An 18,967-nucleotide genomic window follows, 5' to 3' on the forward strand; every position below is an offset into this window, starting at 1 on the left:
TATTTTCAACTAAGCGTCATGGTTTGAAACGCCACCATTCGGAGAGGATAGATGGGTTGCATTTTGGTAGCTCGCGTTGTGGTTAATGCACTTTTCATTGTTCGCATCTTGTTGGCTGTCCGATAATGTCCAAAATGCACGAGGATCAAATGTCATCGCTGATAGCATGGTAAAAACCACGACCACAGCAAAAGATAACGCGGCAGGCCCCGGAAGAATTGCCATTAAATTATGTAACTGAACCAAAGCAACCAAAATCGCGACCACAAATACATCAATCATCGACCAACGCCCTATCAGTTCTGTCATCCGATATAAGCGTAACCGCTGGATAACCTGGGTTGTCGATCTGTCGCGAATACGCTGCGCACTGATGTATAACCAGGCTAAAGAAAACATTTTGGCAAGTGGTATCACCACACTGGCAAGAAAAATGACCATCGCAATGGGATAGGATCCAAACTGCCACAACAGAACAACCCCTCCCAGAATCGTCGAGCCTTCACTGTTACCGAGACTGACGGTGTACATGATCGGATATAAATTAGCCGGGATATAAAACACCGCAGAAGCGATCAGCAACGCCCATGCCCGTTGCAGACTCTGATTGGGATTGTAGCGATGTAATGTACTTCCACAGCGGCTGCATCTTGTATGTGAGGTTGCAGGCAGAGGATTCAGTTGTGAACAAGTGTGGCAGCTCACATGGTTATCCGACATATGGGTATCACCAACTTTCACGCCTTCTAACTTTTGCATCGGAATAAACTGTTGCCACAGCCAGGTTCGGTCAACCATAGAGACACATTTCACGACCAGCATGGCATACACGCAGAATGCCCAAAACGACATACCGAGGCCGACATCAGCCAGCGAGGCAATCTTAATCAGGCTAACCAGAACACCGATCAGAAACACGTCAACCATGATCCAGGGTTCGATTCTAAAAGTTCCCCGGTACACTCGTTTGAGAATACGCATATGCTGACTGGAACTCTCGCTGTACTGATGCCTTGATGCCTGGCGGTACAAATACAGCACGGCGGTAATATAACTCGCAGGCAATACCACGACCGTTAATAACAACAGCATCGCCAACAGGCTATTTTCAAAATGCTGAAGCATTTTGGCAGCATGCAGCAAGGTTATTTCCTGCGTGATGCCTTGCACACTGAATGACATGAAAGGAAAACTGACACTCAGCACCAACATAATTAAACACGCAAAACCATAAGCAAAAGGACGCTGGAATGGCATGCTGATCTGTTTGATCAGGGTATGATGGCAACGCGGACAGGCCGCTTTTTGCCCATCAGATAATTTCGGCAGCGCGATCACTAATCCACACTCTTCACAGGCTATCATCGGTTCAGGTGTTCTGTGTTCCGTCATATACGGGTTGGATCCAGTTAACACTTATCACCTCAGTATAGGAAAGATTTTGAAAACCATCAGTGAACAGGCAAGATAAAACCTGAAAATACAAGAGGATATATCGGACGGTTGCGGAATTTCAAACCGCCGCGGGGGGGAATCATGGTTTTATATGCTGATAGATTGTAAAATTGCAACCTTCATATATTTGCGAAAAAATAACCTTCCAATTAGGAAGGCTTAAATGATGAAGTATTACGTTTTAGCTTGGCCTTCAAATAACGCATCGGTTTTTGCCGCACAGATGAAGTCATTTTTATGTAATCCCTTCATAGAATGGCTCCACCAAATCACGGTTACTTTCCCCCACTCCAGCGTAATGGCCGGATGATGAAATTCCTGTTCCGCTAACTCTGCCACTTGATTACTGAACGCCCATGCCAGTTTGAAGTTCTTGAATGTAAAAAGACGTTCTAACTGCATAATGCCTTCTCGATCCACCACATCCCAGAGCGGGATCCCTTGCGACAGTTCAGTCAATTCATGATCAGTCACTTTTACGGCGTCGCTATGGCAAGCTTCGCATTTCAATTGATGTAAATCAGACATAGTCTCCCATGCTCTCCCTGTTTTTTGGTCGAAATAACGGCGTATGCAGACCTTGAGCTTTGGCCTCTTGCACCATAGTCATTATGTCTTGCTGCGCCAGTTCATAAAGTTGATTGATATTATCAATCACAAAGTAAATCGGCTGCATGATGTCAATGCGATATGGCGTTCGCATAACATCAACAGGATCAAACGGTTTATATATCGCGGAAGCGCCAGTAATCGCATACTCCGTTTCACCCGGAGAGGATAAAATGCCGCCGCCATAAATTTTTAGCTGTTCGTTAACACTTAGCAATCCAAATTCAACAGTAAACCAATACAAGCGAGCTAGATATACCCGGTCTTCTTTACTTGCCTCGTAGCCCAAACGACCATAAGTGTGGGTAAATTCAGCAAAGGCAGGATTCGTTAACATGGCACAATGGCCAAAGACTTCATGGAAATAATCAGGCTCTTGCAGATAGTCAAACTCATCACGGTGACGCAGGAATGTCGCGACCGGAAACTGTTTATGGGAAAGCATGCCGAAAAAGCGATCGAAGTTGATCAGTGCGGGGACTTTCACACATTGCCACCCCGTGGTATTGCCCAGGACCTGATTGATTTCGTCCAGTTGCGGCACGTGTTCGGTTGGCAGATTCAACAGATCCAGCCCGGCAATATATTCATCACAAGCCCGACCATCAATACAGTTGAGCTGACGAATAATTAAGTCATGCCAGATCTGATTTTCTTTATTGTTCCAATCAATATAACCATTTTCATCTGGTTTCTTCGAGACATACTTTGCCGCTTTTCCCATAATCCACCAACCTTGGAAAGGAGTCACCTTGGAAACTAGTACTTCATCACAAAAGGTTTGACAAGTTCCGTCAACGAACTTCGTCATTCCGTAAAGTGAGGAACGAACTTATGCGGAATCTAAGGAGCACACGGTTAGAACTGGATCCCGGATATTTCGTTCCTCAATTCCGGGATGACGTGTTTAGGTGTTTCAACTATTCATATCAATCAGCTTACCCGTATCTGCTGATGCGTCTCTTTTTCATTAAGGTTAGGTGTTTTAAGGCAGCAACCGGAACCGACCAGTGAGAATTGTCACACCTTCCGCGTAACAATTATTTTACATTAACACCTTTAAGCCCTCCCGGCCCTTGTATTCAACCGACTACAGGCAGACAAGCCCTAATCCATAAAATACATACCGTTATGCACAAAAATCCCCGCCCCTTCACCCGAAAAATTCTGGGTTTAATACCAATCAGCATAATTATTCAGCCCATCAGATAGTTGATTATGCTAATTGGTATTATTGCTTGTTTGCTCAGTCTCAACCAAAGTTAATAAACGGCGCTACCAACTCATCAACCACCTTTATGAATATGAAGAGGGGCTAAAGGATGCGGCACTGGTTTCAATTTCCAATTATTGAGGGAAAGGCTTCCCGGCAGGCACACTGTGATTTACCCGACGGAACCTACGAGCGGGAATGCGGCAAAGAGGGCTTCTTCGGCCCTGCCAGCCACATGTACCATAAACATCCGCCAACTGGCTGGATAAACTGGGAAGGCCCCTTACGCCCCCGGGCTATCGATACCACTCGGCTGGAACAACCGGGTGTCACACCGTGGGATGCCTCGTTACTGCTGTATAACGACAACCTGAAACTACGCGTATGGAACAGCCTGCAGAATATGGATCACCTTGTCCGCAATGGTGACGGCGATGAGGTCTTATTCGTCCACCAGGGTAGCGGTCACCTCTACTGCGATTACGGCCACCTCACTTTCCGCGACGGCGATTACATTGTGATCCCACGTGCTACCAGCTGGCGAATTGAAGTTGACAATCCCGTCTCGCTGCTACTCATTGAAGCAAGTAACAGCGGCTATCAGATGGCTGAACGAGGCTTGGTTGGACAGCATGCGATCTTTGATCCGGCAATACTCGAATACGCCCGCATAGATGAACTCTTTCTGGCCCAACAAAGCAGCGATCAGCACTGGCACGTATTGCTTAAAGCCCGCAATCACATGAACACCATCACCTACCCGTATAACCCGTTAGATGCCCAAGGCTGGAAAGGCGATCTTACGGTATTCAAACTGAACTGGCGTGACATTCGCCCGCTAATGAGCCACCGTTATCATTTACCGCCATCAGCGCATAGCACCTTTGTGGCTAATGGCTTTGTGATATGTACTTTCGTACCAAGGCCAATTGAAAGTGATCCGAATGCACTGAAAGTGCCGTTCTACCATAACAATGACGACTACGATGAAGTCTTATTCTACCACCGCGGTAACTTCTTCAGCCGCGACAACATCGAAGCCGGCATGATCACCCACCATCCTTGCGGATTCTCGCACGGCCCGCATCCAAAGGCCTTAGCCACCAGCCAGCAAAACCCGAAGAAAGAAACCGATGAAGTAGCGGTAATGATCGATGCCCGCTTCCCGCTGGAAATTGCGGAATTACCGAATGGGGTCGAAAATAAAGATTATGTCTACTCATGGCGACATGAAAAATGCTGAAAAAATTTACAATGTAAATATAGGAGTCCAACGTGAAATTAGCGTCTCTTAATCATGGCCGTGACGGACAGCTCATTGTTGTTTCCAGGGATTTATCCCGGGCTGTCCATGCCCATAATATTGCACCTACTTTGCAATTCGCCCTCGATAACTGGGATCAGGTTGAAACCGATCTACAACATCTGTATCGCAACCTAAACGATGACATCGCCCACGACGTCTTCCCGTTCAATCCGAAACTTTGTGCGTCCCCCCTGCCCAGAGCCTACCAATGGGCTGATGGCAGTGCCTATGTCAATCACGTAGAACTGGTACGTAAAGCTCGCGGCGCAGAGATGCCAGAAAGTTTCTGGACGGATCCGCTGATCTATCAGGGAATGTCTGACGCTTTTCTTGGCCCGTATCAAGACATTCAAGCCGCCGATGAAAAATGGGGCATCGATTTCGAAGGGGAAATAGCCATCATCACCGATGATGTTCCGATGGGTGCCCGCACCGAGCAGGTTCACGGCCATATTAAACTGCTGATGCTGGTTAATGATATTTCGCTACGTAACCTGATCCCCGGCGAGCTGGCAAAAGGCTTTGGTTTCTTCCAGTCAAAACCGGCTTCGGCTTTTTCTCCGGTCGCGGTGACCCCCGATGAACTGGGCAATAACTGGCACGACTTTAAAGTACATCATCGGTTAACAGTTCACTTAAATAACCTGTTATTTGGCCAGCCTCATGCTGGAACCGACATGACATTTAACTTTGCAGAACTGATCCAGCACATCACAAAAACCCGCCAGCTGTGTGCCGGAAGCATTATTGGTTCAGGTACCGTATCCAATAAAGATCGTTCCAGCGGCTCTTGCTGTATAGCGGAACGGCGGATGCTGGAACTTCTTGATCAAGGTGACGCGAAGACACCGTTTATGCAATTTGGCGATCAGGTGCGGATAGAAATGCTTGACGACAGCGGCCACTCTATCTTCGGAGCCATCGAGCAAAAAGTCGTACGCTACACTAATATCTACGATGATGAGGATTTAAATCGTCATAAGCCAATGTAAATATGCCTATTACCTAAATAGAGCCAAGTCTGCGACGACTTGCGACAAACAGAGAAAGGAGCAGAATGAAACTCTACGATTACTCTCGTTCTTCAGCTTCATACCGGGTTCGTATTGCATTCAATCTAAAAGGGCTGAGCTACCAGCAATGCCCTGTTTCTCTGTTGGACAGTGAGCAGAAAAGCGCTAGCTATTTGTCGCTTAATCCTAATGGCCTAGTTCCCTGTCTGGATACCGACCGGGGCTTGCTTGGTCAGTCGCTGGCAATCATTGAATACCTCGAAGAGACGTATCCAGAGCATGCACTGCTCCCGGCCGATCCGTGGCAGAAGGCACAATGCCGCTCATTAGCACAGCTGATTGCCTGCGATATTCACCCGTTAAATAACCTGCAAGTGTTGAACTACCTTAACAGTGAATTCGGAGCCAATAAAAACGAAAAAATGGTGTGGTATCACCATTGGTTGGCGCGTGGATTTCAGGCCCTGGAGGCGATAATCGTCAATAACCGAACGATAGATAACACCAATGACCGTTTCTGCTGCGGTGACACCCCTACTTTGGCCGACATCTGCCTGGTACCACAGCTTTATAACGCCAACCGATTTGGGTTTGATCTCAGCCCTTATCCGACACTGGTGCGTATCGACCAGCGATGTCAGGTGCTTGATGCCTTTATTCAGGCCCATCCTGACAATCAGAGGTAGTGTTTAAAGAACTCACATTTTTATACCAAGGCGGCATACAAAGACAGGCAAGCCTATAACGGAGCAAAAAGTGATGGACAAAAATGACAGTCAAATTGCTCACAACAACCCTGTCGATCACACTGACGGCAACGGTGGCATTGAGGAAGCGGAAAAACCGCAGATGATGTGGCTACCGTCCAGGGAATGCATTCATAACAGTTTGCTCTATCAGTTCATGGTTCAGCTCAGCGAACAAAAAAATACTCTGTTCCATGACTACAATCAACTTCACCACTGGTCAGTAAACAACAGTGACGCATTCTGGGATCTGGTGTGGGATTTCTGTGACGTCATTGGCGACAAACGCCAGCCTGTCAGCTTTTGTTCTGAGCAATCCAGTCAACCGGCGAAAGAAACCCTGTGGTTTCCTCATGCCTCCCTTAACTTTGCCGAAAACCTGCTAAAAAACTGGAATCGCCACGCTGCAGGTGATGCCCTGATCTTTCACAGCGAAGGCCAACCTGAACGTCGCCAGCATATTAGCTGGCAGCGGTTATATAGACAGACTTCGCAGCTGACCCAGTTCTTATCTGAAAGCGGTGTAAAACAAGGGGATGTCGTCGCCGGTTATATTGCCAATATGCCACAAGCCGTTATTGCCATGTTAGCGACGACCGCATTGGGCGCGATCTGGACTTCAACGTCACCAGATTTTGGCATCGACAGTGTGGTCGAACGCTTCGGACAAACCAAACCCAAAGTCCTGTTTTGTACTGATGGCTATTGCTATAATGGCAAACCCCATAGCAGCTTAACCAATGTGGCTGAGATCCTGGCCAAGCTACCCAGTGTTGAACATCTGGTTGTGATCCCTTATACCCGCTCAGATGACAATCTCGCTGAACTGGCACCATTAGTCACTTCCTTAAGAATAAACCTTGCACTATGGCGTGACATTTTAATTCGGCATGAACCACAACCAATTGAATTTAAGCAAGTTACGTTCAGCCACCCGCTCTATATACTCTATTCGTCGGGCACGACCGGTAAACCGAAATGCATTGTGCACGGCACCGGTGGCACCTTGCTAAACCACTTAAAAGAACATCAGCTTCACAGCAATATACAACCCGGTGATCGTATTTTTTACTTCACCACCTGCGGCTGGATGATGTGGAACTGGTTGATCAGCGGATTAGCCTCTGGCGCAACAATCATCCTGTACGACGGTTCTCCTTTTTTCCCCGATGGCAATGTACTGTGGAATATTGCAGAACAAGAAAACGTAACCCTGTTCGGCACCTCGGCTAAATATCTCGAAGCACTGGAAAAGCAAGGCTATCAACCCATTAAATCCCATACCCTGCCCCAATTAAGAACCCTGTGCTCAACCGGTTCAGTATTAGCGCCGGAGCAATTTGACTATGTTTACCGGGCAATAAAAAAAGATTTGCAGCTGGCCTCCATTTCCGGCGGCACTGACATATGCGGCTGTTTTGCCATTGGTAACCCTATCAATCCGGTCTATCGCGGTGAATGTCAGGGACGCGCATTAGCCTTGGATGTACAGGTTTTCAATGAACAGGGTGAACCTGAATTCAATAAACAAGGGGAATTAGTCTGCTGCAACAGTTTCCCGAATCAACCGGTCGGATTCTGGAATGATCCCGACGGCAGCCGCTACCAAAATGCCTACTGGAATACCTTCCCCAACGTCTGGCATCACGGTGATTTTGTCAAACTGACACAAACCGGCGGCATCATTTTCTTCGGCCGTTCCGATGCCGTGTTAAATCCGGGCGGAGTGCGCATCGGCACTGCAGAAATCTACCGGCAGGTTAATCCGTTAGAGGCCATTGTGGACTCTGTCGTTATTGGTCAGCAATGGAAAAACGATGTGCGTGTGGTGCTATTCGTCCAGCTCGCTGACAACTGCGAACTGGACGACGAACTGAAAAATACCATTCGCGAGCGCATCAGAACCCACTGTTCGCCCCGTCATGTCCCCGACGTGATCCTTGCGGTAAATGATATTCCCCGCACTAAATCAGGGAAACTGGTCGAACTGGCGGTACGCAATATCGTTCATGGTCAACCGGTGAAAAACGTCGGCGCACTGGCCAATCCGCAAGCTTTAGAGCAATTTAAAGGGCATAAAGAGCTGGAGTAGCCAACAGCGTCTCCCCCTGTTCCAACATAATTATGAGCATGTCATCCCGGAATAGAGGAACGAGATATCCGGGATCCAGTTCTAACCACGAGTTCATTAGATTCCGTATAAGTTCGTTCCTCACTTTACGGAATGACGACGTTTGGTGGCTGAACTTATCAAAACTTCTGTGATGAAGTACTGGCTGCCCGCCTACAATTCACTCGCTATTTATCCCCCAGAATCGTTTACTTCTACATTGGGCATTTTTTACAGTAATATGGCACTAATCATTCAGCATGTAAGTGGCTAAAACTCTCCTTATGAAGCGTATACCGACCAATATCATTACCGGCTTTTTGGGTGCCGGAAAAACAACCTCGATTCTTTCATTGCTGGCGCGCAAGCCAGAGAATGAAAAATGGGCCGTTCTCATTAATGAATTCGGCAATATCGGCGTTGATGGTGCCATTCTGAATCAACAGGGTGCCATTGTTAAAGAAGTACCGGGCGGCTGCATGTGCTGTGTGACAGGCTTACCAATGTCGGTCGGAATTAATGCTCTGTTAGCGCAAAAACCCGATCGCCTGCTGCTTGAACCAACAGGATTAGGGCACCCTAAAGAGGTCATCAATAAGTTAACCTCTGATACCTACCAGAACTATATCGATCTGAAAGCCACTATCACAGTAGTCGATCCGCGCCACTTTGCCGATACCCACTACACCAACAACCAGAATTTCCAGGATCAACTGAGCCTGGCTGATGTTGTGGTTGCCAACAAAATCGACCAATGCGTCGATTACGACATCACCGCGTTTGAAACCTTTATCGCACAATGCCAGCCAGCCAAAGCCGCGGTTGGTAAAGTGGAACAAGGACAGTTAGACCTCAACTGGCTGGATATCGAACGTATTGAGCGCCAGGCAGCTCACAGCCATCACCATCATCATCATCATCATGCTAGCGGTAATGAAGCGGTGCCACTTCCGGAGGTTGAACTGGCGCCGGGCCAAGCTTATCTTCGTAGAGAAAATAGTGGTCAGGGCTATCGCAGCTGCGGCTGGTTCTTCGCCGCCGATCAGATTTTCAGCTTTTCAGATCTGTTTAAACTATTCTCAAATATAAATGCCCAACGGGTAAAAGCGGTTGTAAATACTGAACGAGGCTGTATTGCATTTAACGTCGTTAACCGCGTGGTATCAGTTAATGAGCTATCTCTGGAAGGTTTTGAATCACGCATTGAAGTGATCGACAATGAACCGCTTCCCTGGGATGAACTGGAAGGCATTTTGTGCTCATTGGTTCAAACCGACACGGCATCTTAACACCACTGAGTACAATAACTAAATGTATTTATAAATTAGCAAGGAGCAACTATGCTAAACCCTGCTACTGCAAAAGCAGTAATTGATCATGCGCTATTTCATGGCGCAGATTTTGCCGAATTATTTGTCGAGCATCACCAATCCAGTTCGGTCGAACTCATTTCCGGCGATGTTGATAAAATCAATTCAGGGATTGATTTTGGTATTGGTATTCGCCTGTTCTTCGGCCATAAAGTACTGTACGGCTACACCAACAGTACCGACGAAGAAGAGTTAAAACGAGTCACCAGCCTGCTTGCAGCTAAAGACAAGCGCGATCAAATTATTGATGGCAGCGCGCTGAACCTCAACCGTTACACCACCAAGCATACTTGCCGACATCCGCTTAGCCAAGGCGCTGAACTGGCGCAGAAAATCGCCTTTTTGAAAGAAGTCGATCATGCCGCCCGCGCTGAACACGAGAAAATCTCACAGTTTATTGGCCGCCTGCTGCAGCGTGAACAACAGATTGAAATCTTCAACTCTAACGGCCTGCACATCGGCGATACCCGTCACTATACCCGTGTCGCTGCAACGGCAATGGCCCAGAACGGCAGCGAGCAGTCTACCGGTTTTGAAGCACCCGGAGCGCTGACGGGGTGGGAATTTCACAGCACCCTCGATGCAAAACAACTCGGCCAGCAAGTTGCAAAACAAGCCATGGTCAAACTGTTTGCGGAAACATGCCCATCCGGTGAAATGCCGGTGATCATCGGTAACGGTTTCGGCGGCGTTATTTTCCACGAAGCATGTGGTCACCTGCTAGAGACCACCTCTGTGGCGAAGAAAGCCTCGGTATTTCATGACAAGATGGGCCAAATGATCGCGAACCCTGTGGTGAGTGCGGTCGATGACGGCACCATGTCCAACGAATGGGGTTCCATCAATATCGATGATGAAGGCATGGAAACCCAGCGCACCCAGCTTATTAAAGACGGCAAGCTCACCAGCTTCATGGTCGACAAACTGGGCGCAATGAAAACCGGTTATGAGCCAACCGGTTCCGGCCGTCGTGAATCCTACAAATACGCGCCAACATCACGCATGCGCAACACTTTCATTGAAGCCGGCAACAGCACGCTGGATGAGATGGTGGCAAGCGTCGAGCGTGGGATCTACGCGCCGAAAATGGGTGGCGGGTCGGTTCAGCCCGGCACTGGTGAATTTAACTTTGCGGTACAGGAAGCGTATCTGATCGAAGACGGCAAAATCACCAAGCCACTCAAATCCGCGACGCTGATCAGTACTGGTCCTAAAGTACTCAAAGAAATCAGCATGATCGGCAACGACTTCGCACTAGCAGCCGGTATGTGCGGCTCGGTCAGTGGCTCGGTTCCGACGACCGTGGGTCAACCGGCATTGAAAGTCGATAATATTCTGGTGGGAGGTGGCAACTAATGGCTGATCAAAACAAACTTAAACACGCGATTGACCACGTATTAGACAAAGTAAAAGCCGCCGGTGCCGAAGCGGACGTGATTGCTAATTGCAGTAACAACTTCTCGCTCAAAGCCAATGACGGTGAACTGGCGGAATACAAAGTCACGTCAGGTCAGGTGATCGGGGTTCGCGTGGTCAAAGACCAGCGCGTTGCCACCAGCTACTCTGAATCATTAGAGCCGGCCAGCCTGGATGCTATGCTTGAGCAGGCGCTGCAGAACGCACAGTTCACTCAGCAAGATGCCCATCAGACCATCAGCTGCATTGACAGCAGAATCACCACAGATGTCGCAGAAATCTATCAGCAAGATGATGCAACGGCAGATGACAAAATCGAACTGGCCTTAGCGCTGGAAAACGGCGTGGTGACTAAGCCCCACGCGAAAAGCTCGCCATACAATGGATTTGCCGAATCTGACAGCCAGGTCATACTGGCTAATACCCAGGGCACATTATGTCGGCACCAGGAACGCTCGACCTACTGCTATGCATATACCCTGTATGAGCAGGATGGCAAGCAATCGATGCACGGCGGCATGTCGTCTGGTCGTCGTTTTGATCAGCTTGATCCTGCATACTGTATCAATCATGGTTACGATGTTGCTCAGGCACTGCTTGAAGGCGGTCCGGTTACCACCAAAAGCTATCCGGTCATTTTCGACCTCAGCTCACTCAGCAGTCTGTTCAGCGGATTCAGCATGTGCCTGTCTGGTCAGTCAGCCATGAAAGGCATTAATCCCTGGCGCAACTCGCTCCACCAGCAAGTGGCCAGCCCGTTGCTAACCGTGTCTGATAGTGCCTTTGTGGAAGGCGGATTTGCCATTAAACACTTCGACAGCGAAGGGTTCGCGGCCCGCGATACTATCCTGATTGGTGAAGGCCAGCTGCAAAGTCTGCTGCACAACAGCCACACTGCCAGCTTCTTTGGCATTGAAAATACCGCGAATGCGGCTCGTTCGGCAAAAGGCGGCTTAGGGGTTGCCCCGCGTCATACTGTCATTGCCGCAGGTAATAGCTCAGCGGATGAAGTAACTGCCGGTGAATATCTGGAACTCATTGAACTGCAGGGTGTTCACTCTGGTGCCGATGCCGTCAGCGGTGACTTCTCATTTGGCGCGAGCGGTTTCTTGTGCCGTGATGGCAAGCGTGTTCAAGCGGTGCGCGGTATTACCGTTGCCGGTAACTTCTATCAGATGCTAAAAGAGATTGATGCGGTAGGAAATACCCTTACTCATGATTACGAGCGTGACTTCTACGCACCTCAGATCCGTTTTAGCCGTCTGAGTATTGCGGGAAAATAGGTCAAAGATTCTAGGGGGTGACTCGAATCTCGTTCCTCGCCCCCTAGACACTTGCTCCTATCCTATCGCTTTATCCGGGTCTATTTGAAAGTAAGTGTTCACACAGGAGTTCGCCAGTTCTGGCTCCAGAAACTCCCTCACCATATCTATTGATTCAGCTTCCCACATGCACTGACACAGGCTGTCGCTTTGGCTACCCAGGGTGGAATGCAATCTCATGCCCGCAGGCAAATGGGTTAGTGCACCATTGGCTTTTTGCCAGAATTCTTCAGGATCGGTAATTTCATGCTGAATAGCGATAAACATATAGACACTCCTCTGTCACATAAAAGTATAGAAGAAGTGTGTAAAACCATATGCCTGACGTTAAAATTATGAGGTTAATTTTTCAATAATAGGACACCGGGCTCCGCCGTCACCCGGGCAGTCTTCGGCTAAGGCTTTCAGTGTTTTTTTCATTTCATGGAGCTCTTTGATTTTCTCTTCCACTTCTTCAATCTTTGCCATAACCCGGGCTTTGACGTCAGCGCTCTTGCGGTGAGGATCGCGGGTAAGCTGCAGCAACGCCTTGATCTCTTCTAAGCTGAAACCGACAATTCTTGAGCGCCGGATCAGGTGCAGTTCAGCCACCTGTTGCGGATTATAGACCCGATAACCATTTGCGCCGCGTTCAGGTAAGGACGCCACCTGCTTTTCTTCATAGAAACGGATATTTTTCGCCGTCAGGCCAGTTTGTTTAGCAACTTCACTGATATTCATATTCAGCTCCAAATAGATCTTGACATTCCAGTCACTGGAAGGATTATTCTTGATAGTAGACGACTAATCCGAACACTTTTCAAGTGTTATCGTTACCTTACTCAAGAGGTAGAAATTATGTCCACCATTATCCTCCCCTTGCAAAATGTGTCTTGCATGGGATGCGCCAAGAAAATCCAAAAGACACTGGAAGCCTTACCCGGTGTTCAGCAAGCCAATGTTGATACCCAGCAGGCCGTGATCAAGGGCGATGCTGCCATGTCAGAACTGGTTGAAGCGATACAAGCACTGGGATACGGGGTTGCAGATCCGGAGTCCCTCCACGCTGAAACTTTGATTTCCAAAACTGGCACTTCGGCTTCTGAACCAGACAACAAGGTTTCTGAAACAGAAGTCACTCCTCCTACAGATCAAAGCGATGGGGAGCACATTCAGCTGCTGCTGAGCGGGATGACCTGTGCCAGCTGCGTATCTTCGGTTGAAAAGGCCTTAAACAGCGTGGCTGGCGTAGAGCAGGTCAATGTTAACCTGGCAGAAAGAAGCGCCTACATTTTAGGTAGTGCTACACCAGAAGCCCTGATCAGTGCGGTTATCGATGTCGGTTACGGCGCCGAACTGAGCGAAGATGAACAGACCCGTCGCCAGCGCCAGCAAGCGCAAAATGTAAAAACCTACCGTACACATTTGCGTAATGCCATTGTCGCCCTGGCGATTGGTGTACCTCTGATGGCGTGGGGTGTTTTCGGCGGCAGTATGTCGATCAACTCTACAACCAGCCAGCTTTCCTGGGGGGGGATCGGCGTTATTACCTTTATCTTGCTGATCACCGCAGGACGCCACTTTTTTGTTAATGCGTACAAGGCGTTTTCTCACCACCGAGCGAGTATGGATACCCTGGTCGCCTTAGGTACCGGCTCGGCATGGTTATATTCCATCGCTGTTGTCCTTTTCCCGAGTATGTTCCCCGAACAGGCGCGGCATGTTTACTTTGAAGCCTCGGCGATGATTCTGGGTTTAATCACCTTGGGCCACGCCCTGGAAGCAAGGGCCCGCAGCCGCACTTCCAAGGCGCTCGAACGCCTGATCGATCTTCAGCCCCAGACAGCTATCGCAGTCATTGACGGGGTAGAAAAAGAGCTGCCGCTGGAGCATGTTTCTGTCGGCATGATGCTACGCCTTCGCCCCGGGGCCAAAGTACCGGTTGACGGTGTGATAGAACAAGGGGAAAGCTATTTAGACGAGTCAATGCTGACCGGAGAGCCGCTACCGGCGCACAAAAAGACCGGGCATAAATTACATGCCGGTACCATCAACCAGAACGGCAGTCTGCTTTTCCGGGCCGAGCGGATCGGCAGCGATACGATGTTGTCACGCATCATTCAGCTGGTGCGCCGGGCCCAGAGCAGCAAACCCGCATTGGCCCGCCTGGCCGATAAGATTTCAGCCATTTTTGTGCCTGTCGTGATGATCATTGCCACGTTAACGGCCATGGCCTGGTACAACTTCGGCCCGCAGCCCACCATGATTTATATGCTGGTTACGGCCACCACGGTGCTGATCATTGCCTGCCCTTGCGCCCTGGGACTGGCAACCCCGATGTCGGTTACCGTCGGGGTCGGCCGGGCGGCCGAGTTCGGCGTCCTGATCCGCGATGCAGAAGCCCTGCAGCTTGCCGCCGATATTGACACCGTAGTGCTGGATAAAACCGGAACCCTGACCGAAGGCAAGCCGCAGGTCACTTCCCTGTTTACTTACCACGATACTGACAAAACCGATTTATTGAGCCTAACCGCCAGCCTTGAGCAAGGCTCGGAACACCCACTGGCGCAGGCCATTGTAAAAGCGGGACAAAAAGAGGCCGTAACCCAGCTTCCACAGCAGGACTTTCAAGCTCTGCCCGGGTTAGGTGTTTCCGGCATCGTCGGTGATATCACCGTTCTATTGGGTAACCAGCGCCTGATGCAGCAGAAGGGAGTGGATACCCGTCTTGCTGAGCAAGAGGCCCGGGAGATTGCCGCACAAGGTGCCACCCCTATTTATGTCGCAGCCGATCAGCAGCTGATTGGTATGCTCGGGATCAGTGATCCGCTACGGGCTGATTCTGTCGAAGCAGTCAAGCGCCTTCAGGCTATGAAGCTCAATGTCATTATGCTGACGGGTGACACTCAAATTACCGCGGAAGCTATCGCCAAACAAGCCGGGATCACAACCGTTATCGCCGGGGTATTACCTGACGGCAAGGCGGAGCAGATAGTCACGTTGCAGCAGCAGGGCAACAAGGTTGCGATGGTCGGTGACGGCATCAATGATGCGCCTGCGCTGGCTCAGGCCGAGGTCGGTATCGCCATGGGCAGCGGCAGTGATGTCGCAATAGAAAGTGGTCAGTTTACCCTGATGCGTCACTCGCTTCACGGCGCGGCCGATGCCATCGCCTTGTCAAAGGCCACCCTGCGCAATATGAAGCAGAATTTATTTGGCGCATTTGTTTATAACTCTCTCGGTATTCCGGTCGCGGCGGGGGTCTTGTTCCCGCTCACAGGCACTCTGCTAAGCCCGGTTGTCGCAGGTGCTGCGATGGCACTCTCATCGATTACCGTCGTCAGCAATGCCAACCGGTTACGCCTGTTCACCCCACGTCAGACAGAGGAGAAACAGAATGGTTAATGTTATCGGTCTTGCCATTATTGGCCTGATTATCTGGTGGTTCTGGTTGCATCCTGAATCGAGAAAGTAACTCAACCCCTGCGTCATACACGGTTTTATCATTGAAGGGGTTCTGGTTGGCCAGAACCCATATTCTTTAGCTAGGTGGAATCGCGTGTATGGTCGCCAACTGGCTAAAATCTACAAACATAATTTTTTGATTTATATGCAAATCAAGCTACACCGTCAGAATGCTTTGATAGCCTGCTATTTCAATATCAAAATTCGTTGTACGCCGTAAATGATCCCGCATTCCTTCAAGCGCGTCAGGATCACCATGAATAAGTTTAATCGGCATATCCTTTCGCAGAGAAGACTGCTTCAACCATTGCTCAATATCCACAAAATCCCCGTGTCCCGACAGACCATTCATCACTTCAATCCGCGCATGGTTGGGAATCCATTCACCGTGAATTTTAACACTCTCCATGCCTTCCTGCATTTTTGCGCCACGGGTTCCCCCGGCCTGATAGCCAGTAAATAACACCGTTGTCCGATGATCGGGTAACAGCTGTTTAAGGTGGTGGAGGATCCGGCCCCCCGTGACCATACCACTGCCTGCAATAATAATATGAGGGAAATTCATCTCTGCTATTGCTTTAGACTCCTCAACACTTCGTGTATAAGTGATTTTCTGACCCATCGAATGACATTGTGCAGGTGTCAGCCGGTGCTCATAAGAATAGCGCCGATAAATATCAGAGACATTTATCGCCATCGGGCTATCGAGATAGATGGGTAACTTGGGAATGCGCTTGGCCTCCAGCAACGTGACCAGCATATGCTGCAGCGTTTGCGCACGACCCACGGCAAAACAGGGGATCAATAACACTCCCCCCGCTTTTGAGGTTTCATTGACAACATCGGACAACTGCTGGAACTGATCCGTTTTATCATGGCGGCGATTGCCGTAGGTGGATTCGAGTAACAGTAAATCAAGATCTGGCAAGGGGTTAGGCGGTCTCATAAGCACATCGTCAGGTCGACCGACATCGCCAGAAAATCCGATTTTTTTTCCTTCTGCTTCGATAATGATACTTGCCGCACCCAGGATATGACCGACATTTTGCAGATAAACCTTTATATCACCTACCGTAAAACGGTCTTCATATTCCACGGCTTCAAACAACTCCATGGATTTATCAGCCGTAGCACGATCATACAGAGGTTCGGGTTCTTCATGCTTACTCAGTTTATATTTACGATAAAACCGGGCATCTTCCTCCTGAATGTGACCGCTGTCTGCCAGTAAGATCGCGCAAAGCTCTTTAGTCGCACGGTGGGTAATAACCGGCCCACGGTAGCCTTGCTTATATAAAACGGGAATATAACCGGAATGATCAAGATGGGCATGGGTTAACAGGATCGCATCAATTTGATTGACATCAACAGACAATAAGGGCTGCCAATTACGCCTTCTCAGCCACTTATACCCTTGGTAAAGCCCGCAATCTACCAGCACGCGCGTGGTTTTGGTTTCAACCAGAAACTTAGATCCCGTGACCGTTTCGCAACCACCCAAAAAAATAATTTTCATGAGTTTCTCTCTTTATGTTGCCAAACCACATCAAAATGCAGAGTTCAGCGAGAATTAAGTGACCTACCACAAAATGCAATTAAATCAACAACTAATACAATCCTCTTGGTTGAATCGCTATAATGGCTAATCACATGTCCTGGAATCGGTTTGCGCTATGTACCATCAGCATTGCCTCATGCTTCTCCAATTCAGCCATTTGAGCCAGCAATTCGCGGCTGGATGTCGACTCTGCCCGGCTTTGCAAATAGCGATATAGCTCAGTGAGCTGTTGGTGCAGAGTGACAATTTCAGTAATTATATCGGCTGGTTCAAGGTTCGAAAATGCACTTTCACACTGTATATCATGATGGATGGGGTTTTTATCAAGGTAATCATAACACCATGTATCTAAAGCATTTTTATCGGCTCCCTTCTCAAACCCCTTCAAGGTTTTCACGAGCCTCTGCTCATGTTCGCCAAGGTATTGAAGTAACAGCTTTGCCCGCTCGCTCGCATTTTCGTCGACACCATGCTGCAAGCAACTCGCCAGGTACTGATGAAACTCACGCGTCCAATGCAGGACATCTCTTAAGGTTTCAATTTTCATATTTATCGTCCTCGACACGGAAAGAAGATTTAAATAATTCAAGATATTTACATAACAAATGATAGTACGTGTAGTAAGAGGAAGTGATCCTGAGGTGGCATTATTATTTTTCCCATTTCATTAGCGTTAACAGACGCTAATATTTTTAAGCTTCGCAAGAACAGCCAGAACACACTAAGCTCATACATTGGGAAAACTCAAAAAATCCATACCGAAACTTCCGTAGCGCGTTAAGTTGTCTATATTAGTATGGCCTAATTTATATTTATCCGGTTTAATCAGTGCGTTTTAAGGAGCAAAACCATGAAATACAATCGAACATTATTAATTGCCGTTACTGCAGCCATCGGACTGACAGCGACCTTGACTTATGCCGCGCAAGATTGGCAAAGAGGTATGACGGGCATGATGGGAGGCCCAGGAATGATGGCCGGTGGCTGCATGATGGGTGGTGGTCCGGGCATGATGGCAAAGAATCACGGCATGATGCATGGACGAGGAGCAATGGCCGGTGGTATGGGCATTGCTGCGATGCAAGAACAGTTCAACGAACTGGAAAGCCAGCTTAAACTGAGCGAAGAACAGCAAGTTAAATGGGATGAGTTCGAGAAAGTGGTAGAACAACAGGCAAACTCTATGATCGAACACCACCAGAAGATGCTTGAATACTTCCAGAGCGGTCAATCACTAACCCTCCCGGAGCGTATTGACCGTCATACCCGAATGATGAGCGAGCGATTTGCCAGCATGACCGCCTATTCGGCCGCACTGGCTAACGTCTATCAGAGCCTGGATCCTCAGCAACAGAATCTCTTAGATCAAAATACCTTTATGGGGTGTTTTTGATAAGCGAATGAG

The 18,967-nt window shown here is 48.7% G+C and carries 16 protein-coding genes; 9 read left to right on the forward strand and 7 right to left on the reverse strand.

All coding sequences use genetic code 11. From position 1 onward, the window contains the following. Positions 1–9: 9 nt before the first annotated feature. From C9I89_RS03855 to phhA, 3 genes are all read right to left on the reverse strand, one after another. The gene (locus C9I89_RS03855) at positions 10–1,392 is read right to left on the reverse strand and encodes a paraquat-inducible protein A (protein WP_107282040.1); all 1,383 of its coding nucleotides are present in this window, start codon (positions 1,390–1,392) and stop codon (positions 10–12) included. 237 nt (positions 1,393–1,629) lie between these two features. Then, a complete protein-coding gene (locus tag C9I89_RS03860; RefSeq protein WP_107282041.1) occupies positions 1,630–1,983 on the reverse strand; it encodes a 4a-hydroxytetrahydrobiopterin dehydratase in 354 nt (117 codons plus the stop codon). Next, on the reverse strand, positions 1,976–2,788 hold the full coding sequence (gene phhA / locus C9I89_RS03865) for a phenylalanine 4-monooxygenase (protein ID WP_107282042.1): 813 nt from the start codon (positions 2,786–2,788) through the stop codon (positions 1,976–1,978). The genes C9I89_RS03860 and phhA overlap by 8 nt, the downstream gene beginning before the upstream one ends. 598 nt (positions 2,789–3,386) lie before the next feature. Here phhA and C9I89_RS03870 point away from each other — a divergent pair. From C9I89_RS03870 to C9I89_RS03900, 7 genes are all read left to right on the forward strand, one after another. Then, positions 3,387–4,520, forward strand: coding sequence for a homogentisate 1,2-dioxygenase (locus tag C9I89_RS03870; protein ID WP_107282043.1), 1,134 nt, complete (start codon positions 3,387–3,389; stop codon positions 4,518–4,520). Positions 4,521–4,552: 32 nt separating this feature from the next. Next, complete coding sequence (locus C9I89_RS03875; protein ID WP_107282044.1) at positions 4,553–5,575, forward strand: fumarylacetoacetate hydrolase family protein; 1,023 nt, start codon at positions 4,553–4,555, stop codon at positions 5,573–5,575. 65 nt (positions 5,576–5,640) lie between these two features. Beyond that, complete coding sequence (gene maiA / locus C9I89_RS03880) at positions 5,641–6,282, forward strand: maleylacetoacetate isomerase (RefSeq protein ID WP_107282045.1); 642 nt, start codon at positions 5,641–5,643, stop codon at positions 6,280–6,282. A gap of 163 nt (positions 6,283–6,445) precedes the next feature. Beyond that, positions 6,446–8,434: an acetoacetate--CoA ligase gene (locus C9I89_RS03885; protein WP_107282310.1), complete on the forward strand. Its 1,989-nt coding sequence runs from the start codon at positions 6,446–6,448 to the stop codon at positions 8,432–8,434. 302 nt (positions 8,435–8,736) lie between these two features. Then, the gene (locus C9I89_RS03890; RefSeq protein ID WP_107282046.1) at positions 8,737–9,741 is read left to right on the forward strand and encodes a CobW family GTP-binding protein; all 1,005 of its coding nucleotides are present in this window, start codon (positions 8,737–8,739) and stop codon (positions 9,739–9,741) included. Positions 9,742–9,792: 51 nt separating this feature from the next. Beyond that, entirely contained in the window at positions 9,793–11,178 is a 1,386-nt protein-coding gene (locus tag C9I89_RS03895) for a TldD/PmbA family protein (protein ID WP_107282047.1), read from the forward strand. Next, complete coding sequence (locus tag C9I89_RS03900) at positions 11,178–12,521, forward strand: TldD/PmbA family protein (protein WP_107282048.1); 1,344 nt, start codon at positions 11,178–11,180, stop codon at positions 12,519–12,521. The genes C9I89_RS03895 and C9I89_RS03900 overlap by 1 nt, the downstream gene beginning before the upstream one ends. 57 nt (positions 12,522–12,578) lie before the next feature. Here C9I89_RS03900 and C9I89_RS03905 read toward each other — a convergent pair whose 3' ends face one another. Next, positions 12,579–12,827 (reverse strand): hypothetical protein, encoded by a 249-nt coding sequence (locus C9I89_RS03905; protein WP_107282049.1) that lies wholly within the window; start codon positions 12,825–12,827, stop codon positions 12,579–12,581. A gap of 66 nt (positions 12,828–12,893) precedes the next feature. Next, positions 12,894–13,280 (reverse strand): Cu(I)-responsive transcriptional regulator, encoded by a 387-nt coding sequence (gene cueR, locus C9I89_RS03910; RefSeq protein WP_107282050.1) that lies wholly within the window; start codon positions 13,278–13,280, stop codon positions 12,894–12,896. 117 nt (positions 13,281–13,397) lie between these two features. Here cueR and C9I89_RS03915 point away from each other — a divergent pair, with 117 nt between their 5' ends. Next, positions 13,398–15,944: a copper-translocating P-type ATPase gene (locus tag C9I89_RS03915; RefSeq protein ID WP_107282051.1), complete on the forward strand. Its 2,547-nt coding sequence runs from the start codon at positions 13,398–13,400 to the stop codon at positions 15,942–15,944. Between the two features lie 217 nt (positions 15,945–16,161). Here the strand turns inward: C9I89_RS03915 and C9I89_RS03920 are convergent, their stop codons facing one another. Both C9I89_RS03920 and C9I89_RS03925 read right to left on the reverse strand, forming a co-directional pair. Further along, complete coding sequence (locus C9I89_RS03920) at positions 16,162–17,520, reverse strand: MBL fold metallo-hydrolase (RefSeq protein WP_107282052.1); 1,359 nt, start codon at positions 17,518–17,520, stop codon at positions 16,162–16,164. A 130-nt stretch (positions 17,521–17,650) separates the two neighbouring features. Then, the gene (locus tag C9I89_RS03925; protein WP_107282053.1) at positions 17,651–18,109 is read right to left on the reverse strand and encodes an ATPase; all 459 of its coding nucleotides are present in this window, start codon (positions 18,107–18,109) and stop codon (positions 17,651–17,653) included. Positions 18,110–18,412: 303 nt separating this feature from the next. On the opposite strand from C9I89_RS03925, the gene C9I89_RS03930 reads away from it, so the two are divergent. Next, a complete protein-coding gene (locus C9I89_RS03930) occupies positions 18,413–18,955 on the forward strand; it encodes a Spy/CpxP family protein refolding chaperone (protein ID WP_107282054.1) in 543 nt (180 codons plus the stop codon). Positions 18,956–18,967: the final 12 nt, after the last annotated feature.

It is taken from the genome of Photobacterium lipolyticum, from assembly GCF_003026475.1.
Taxonomy (GTDB): domain Bacteria; phylum Pseudomonadota; class Gammaproteobacteria; order Enterobacterales; family Vibrionaceae; genus Photobacterium; species Photobacterium lipolyticum.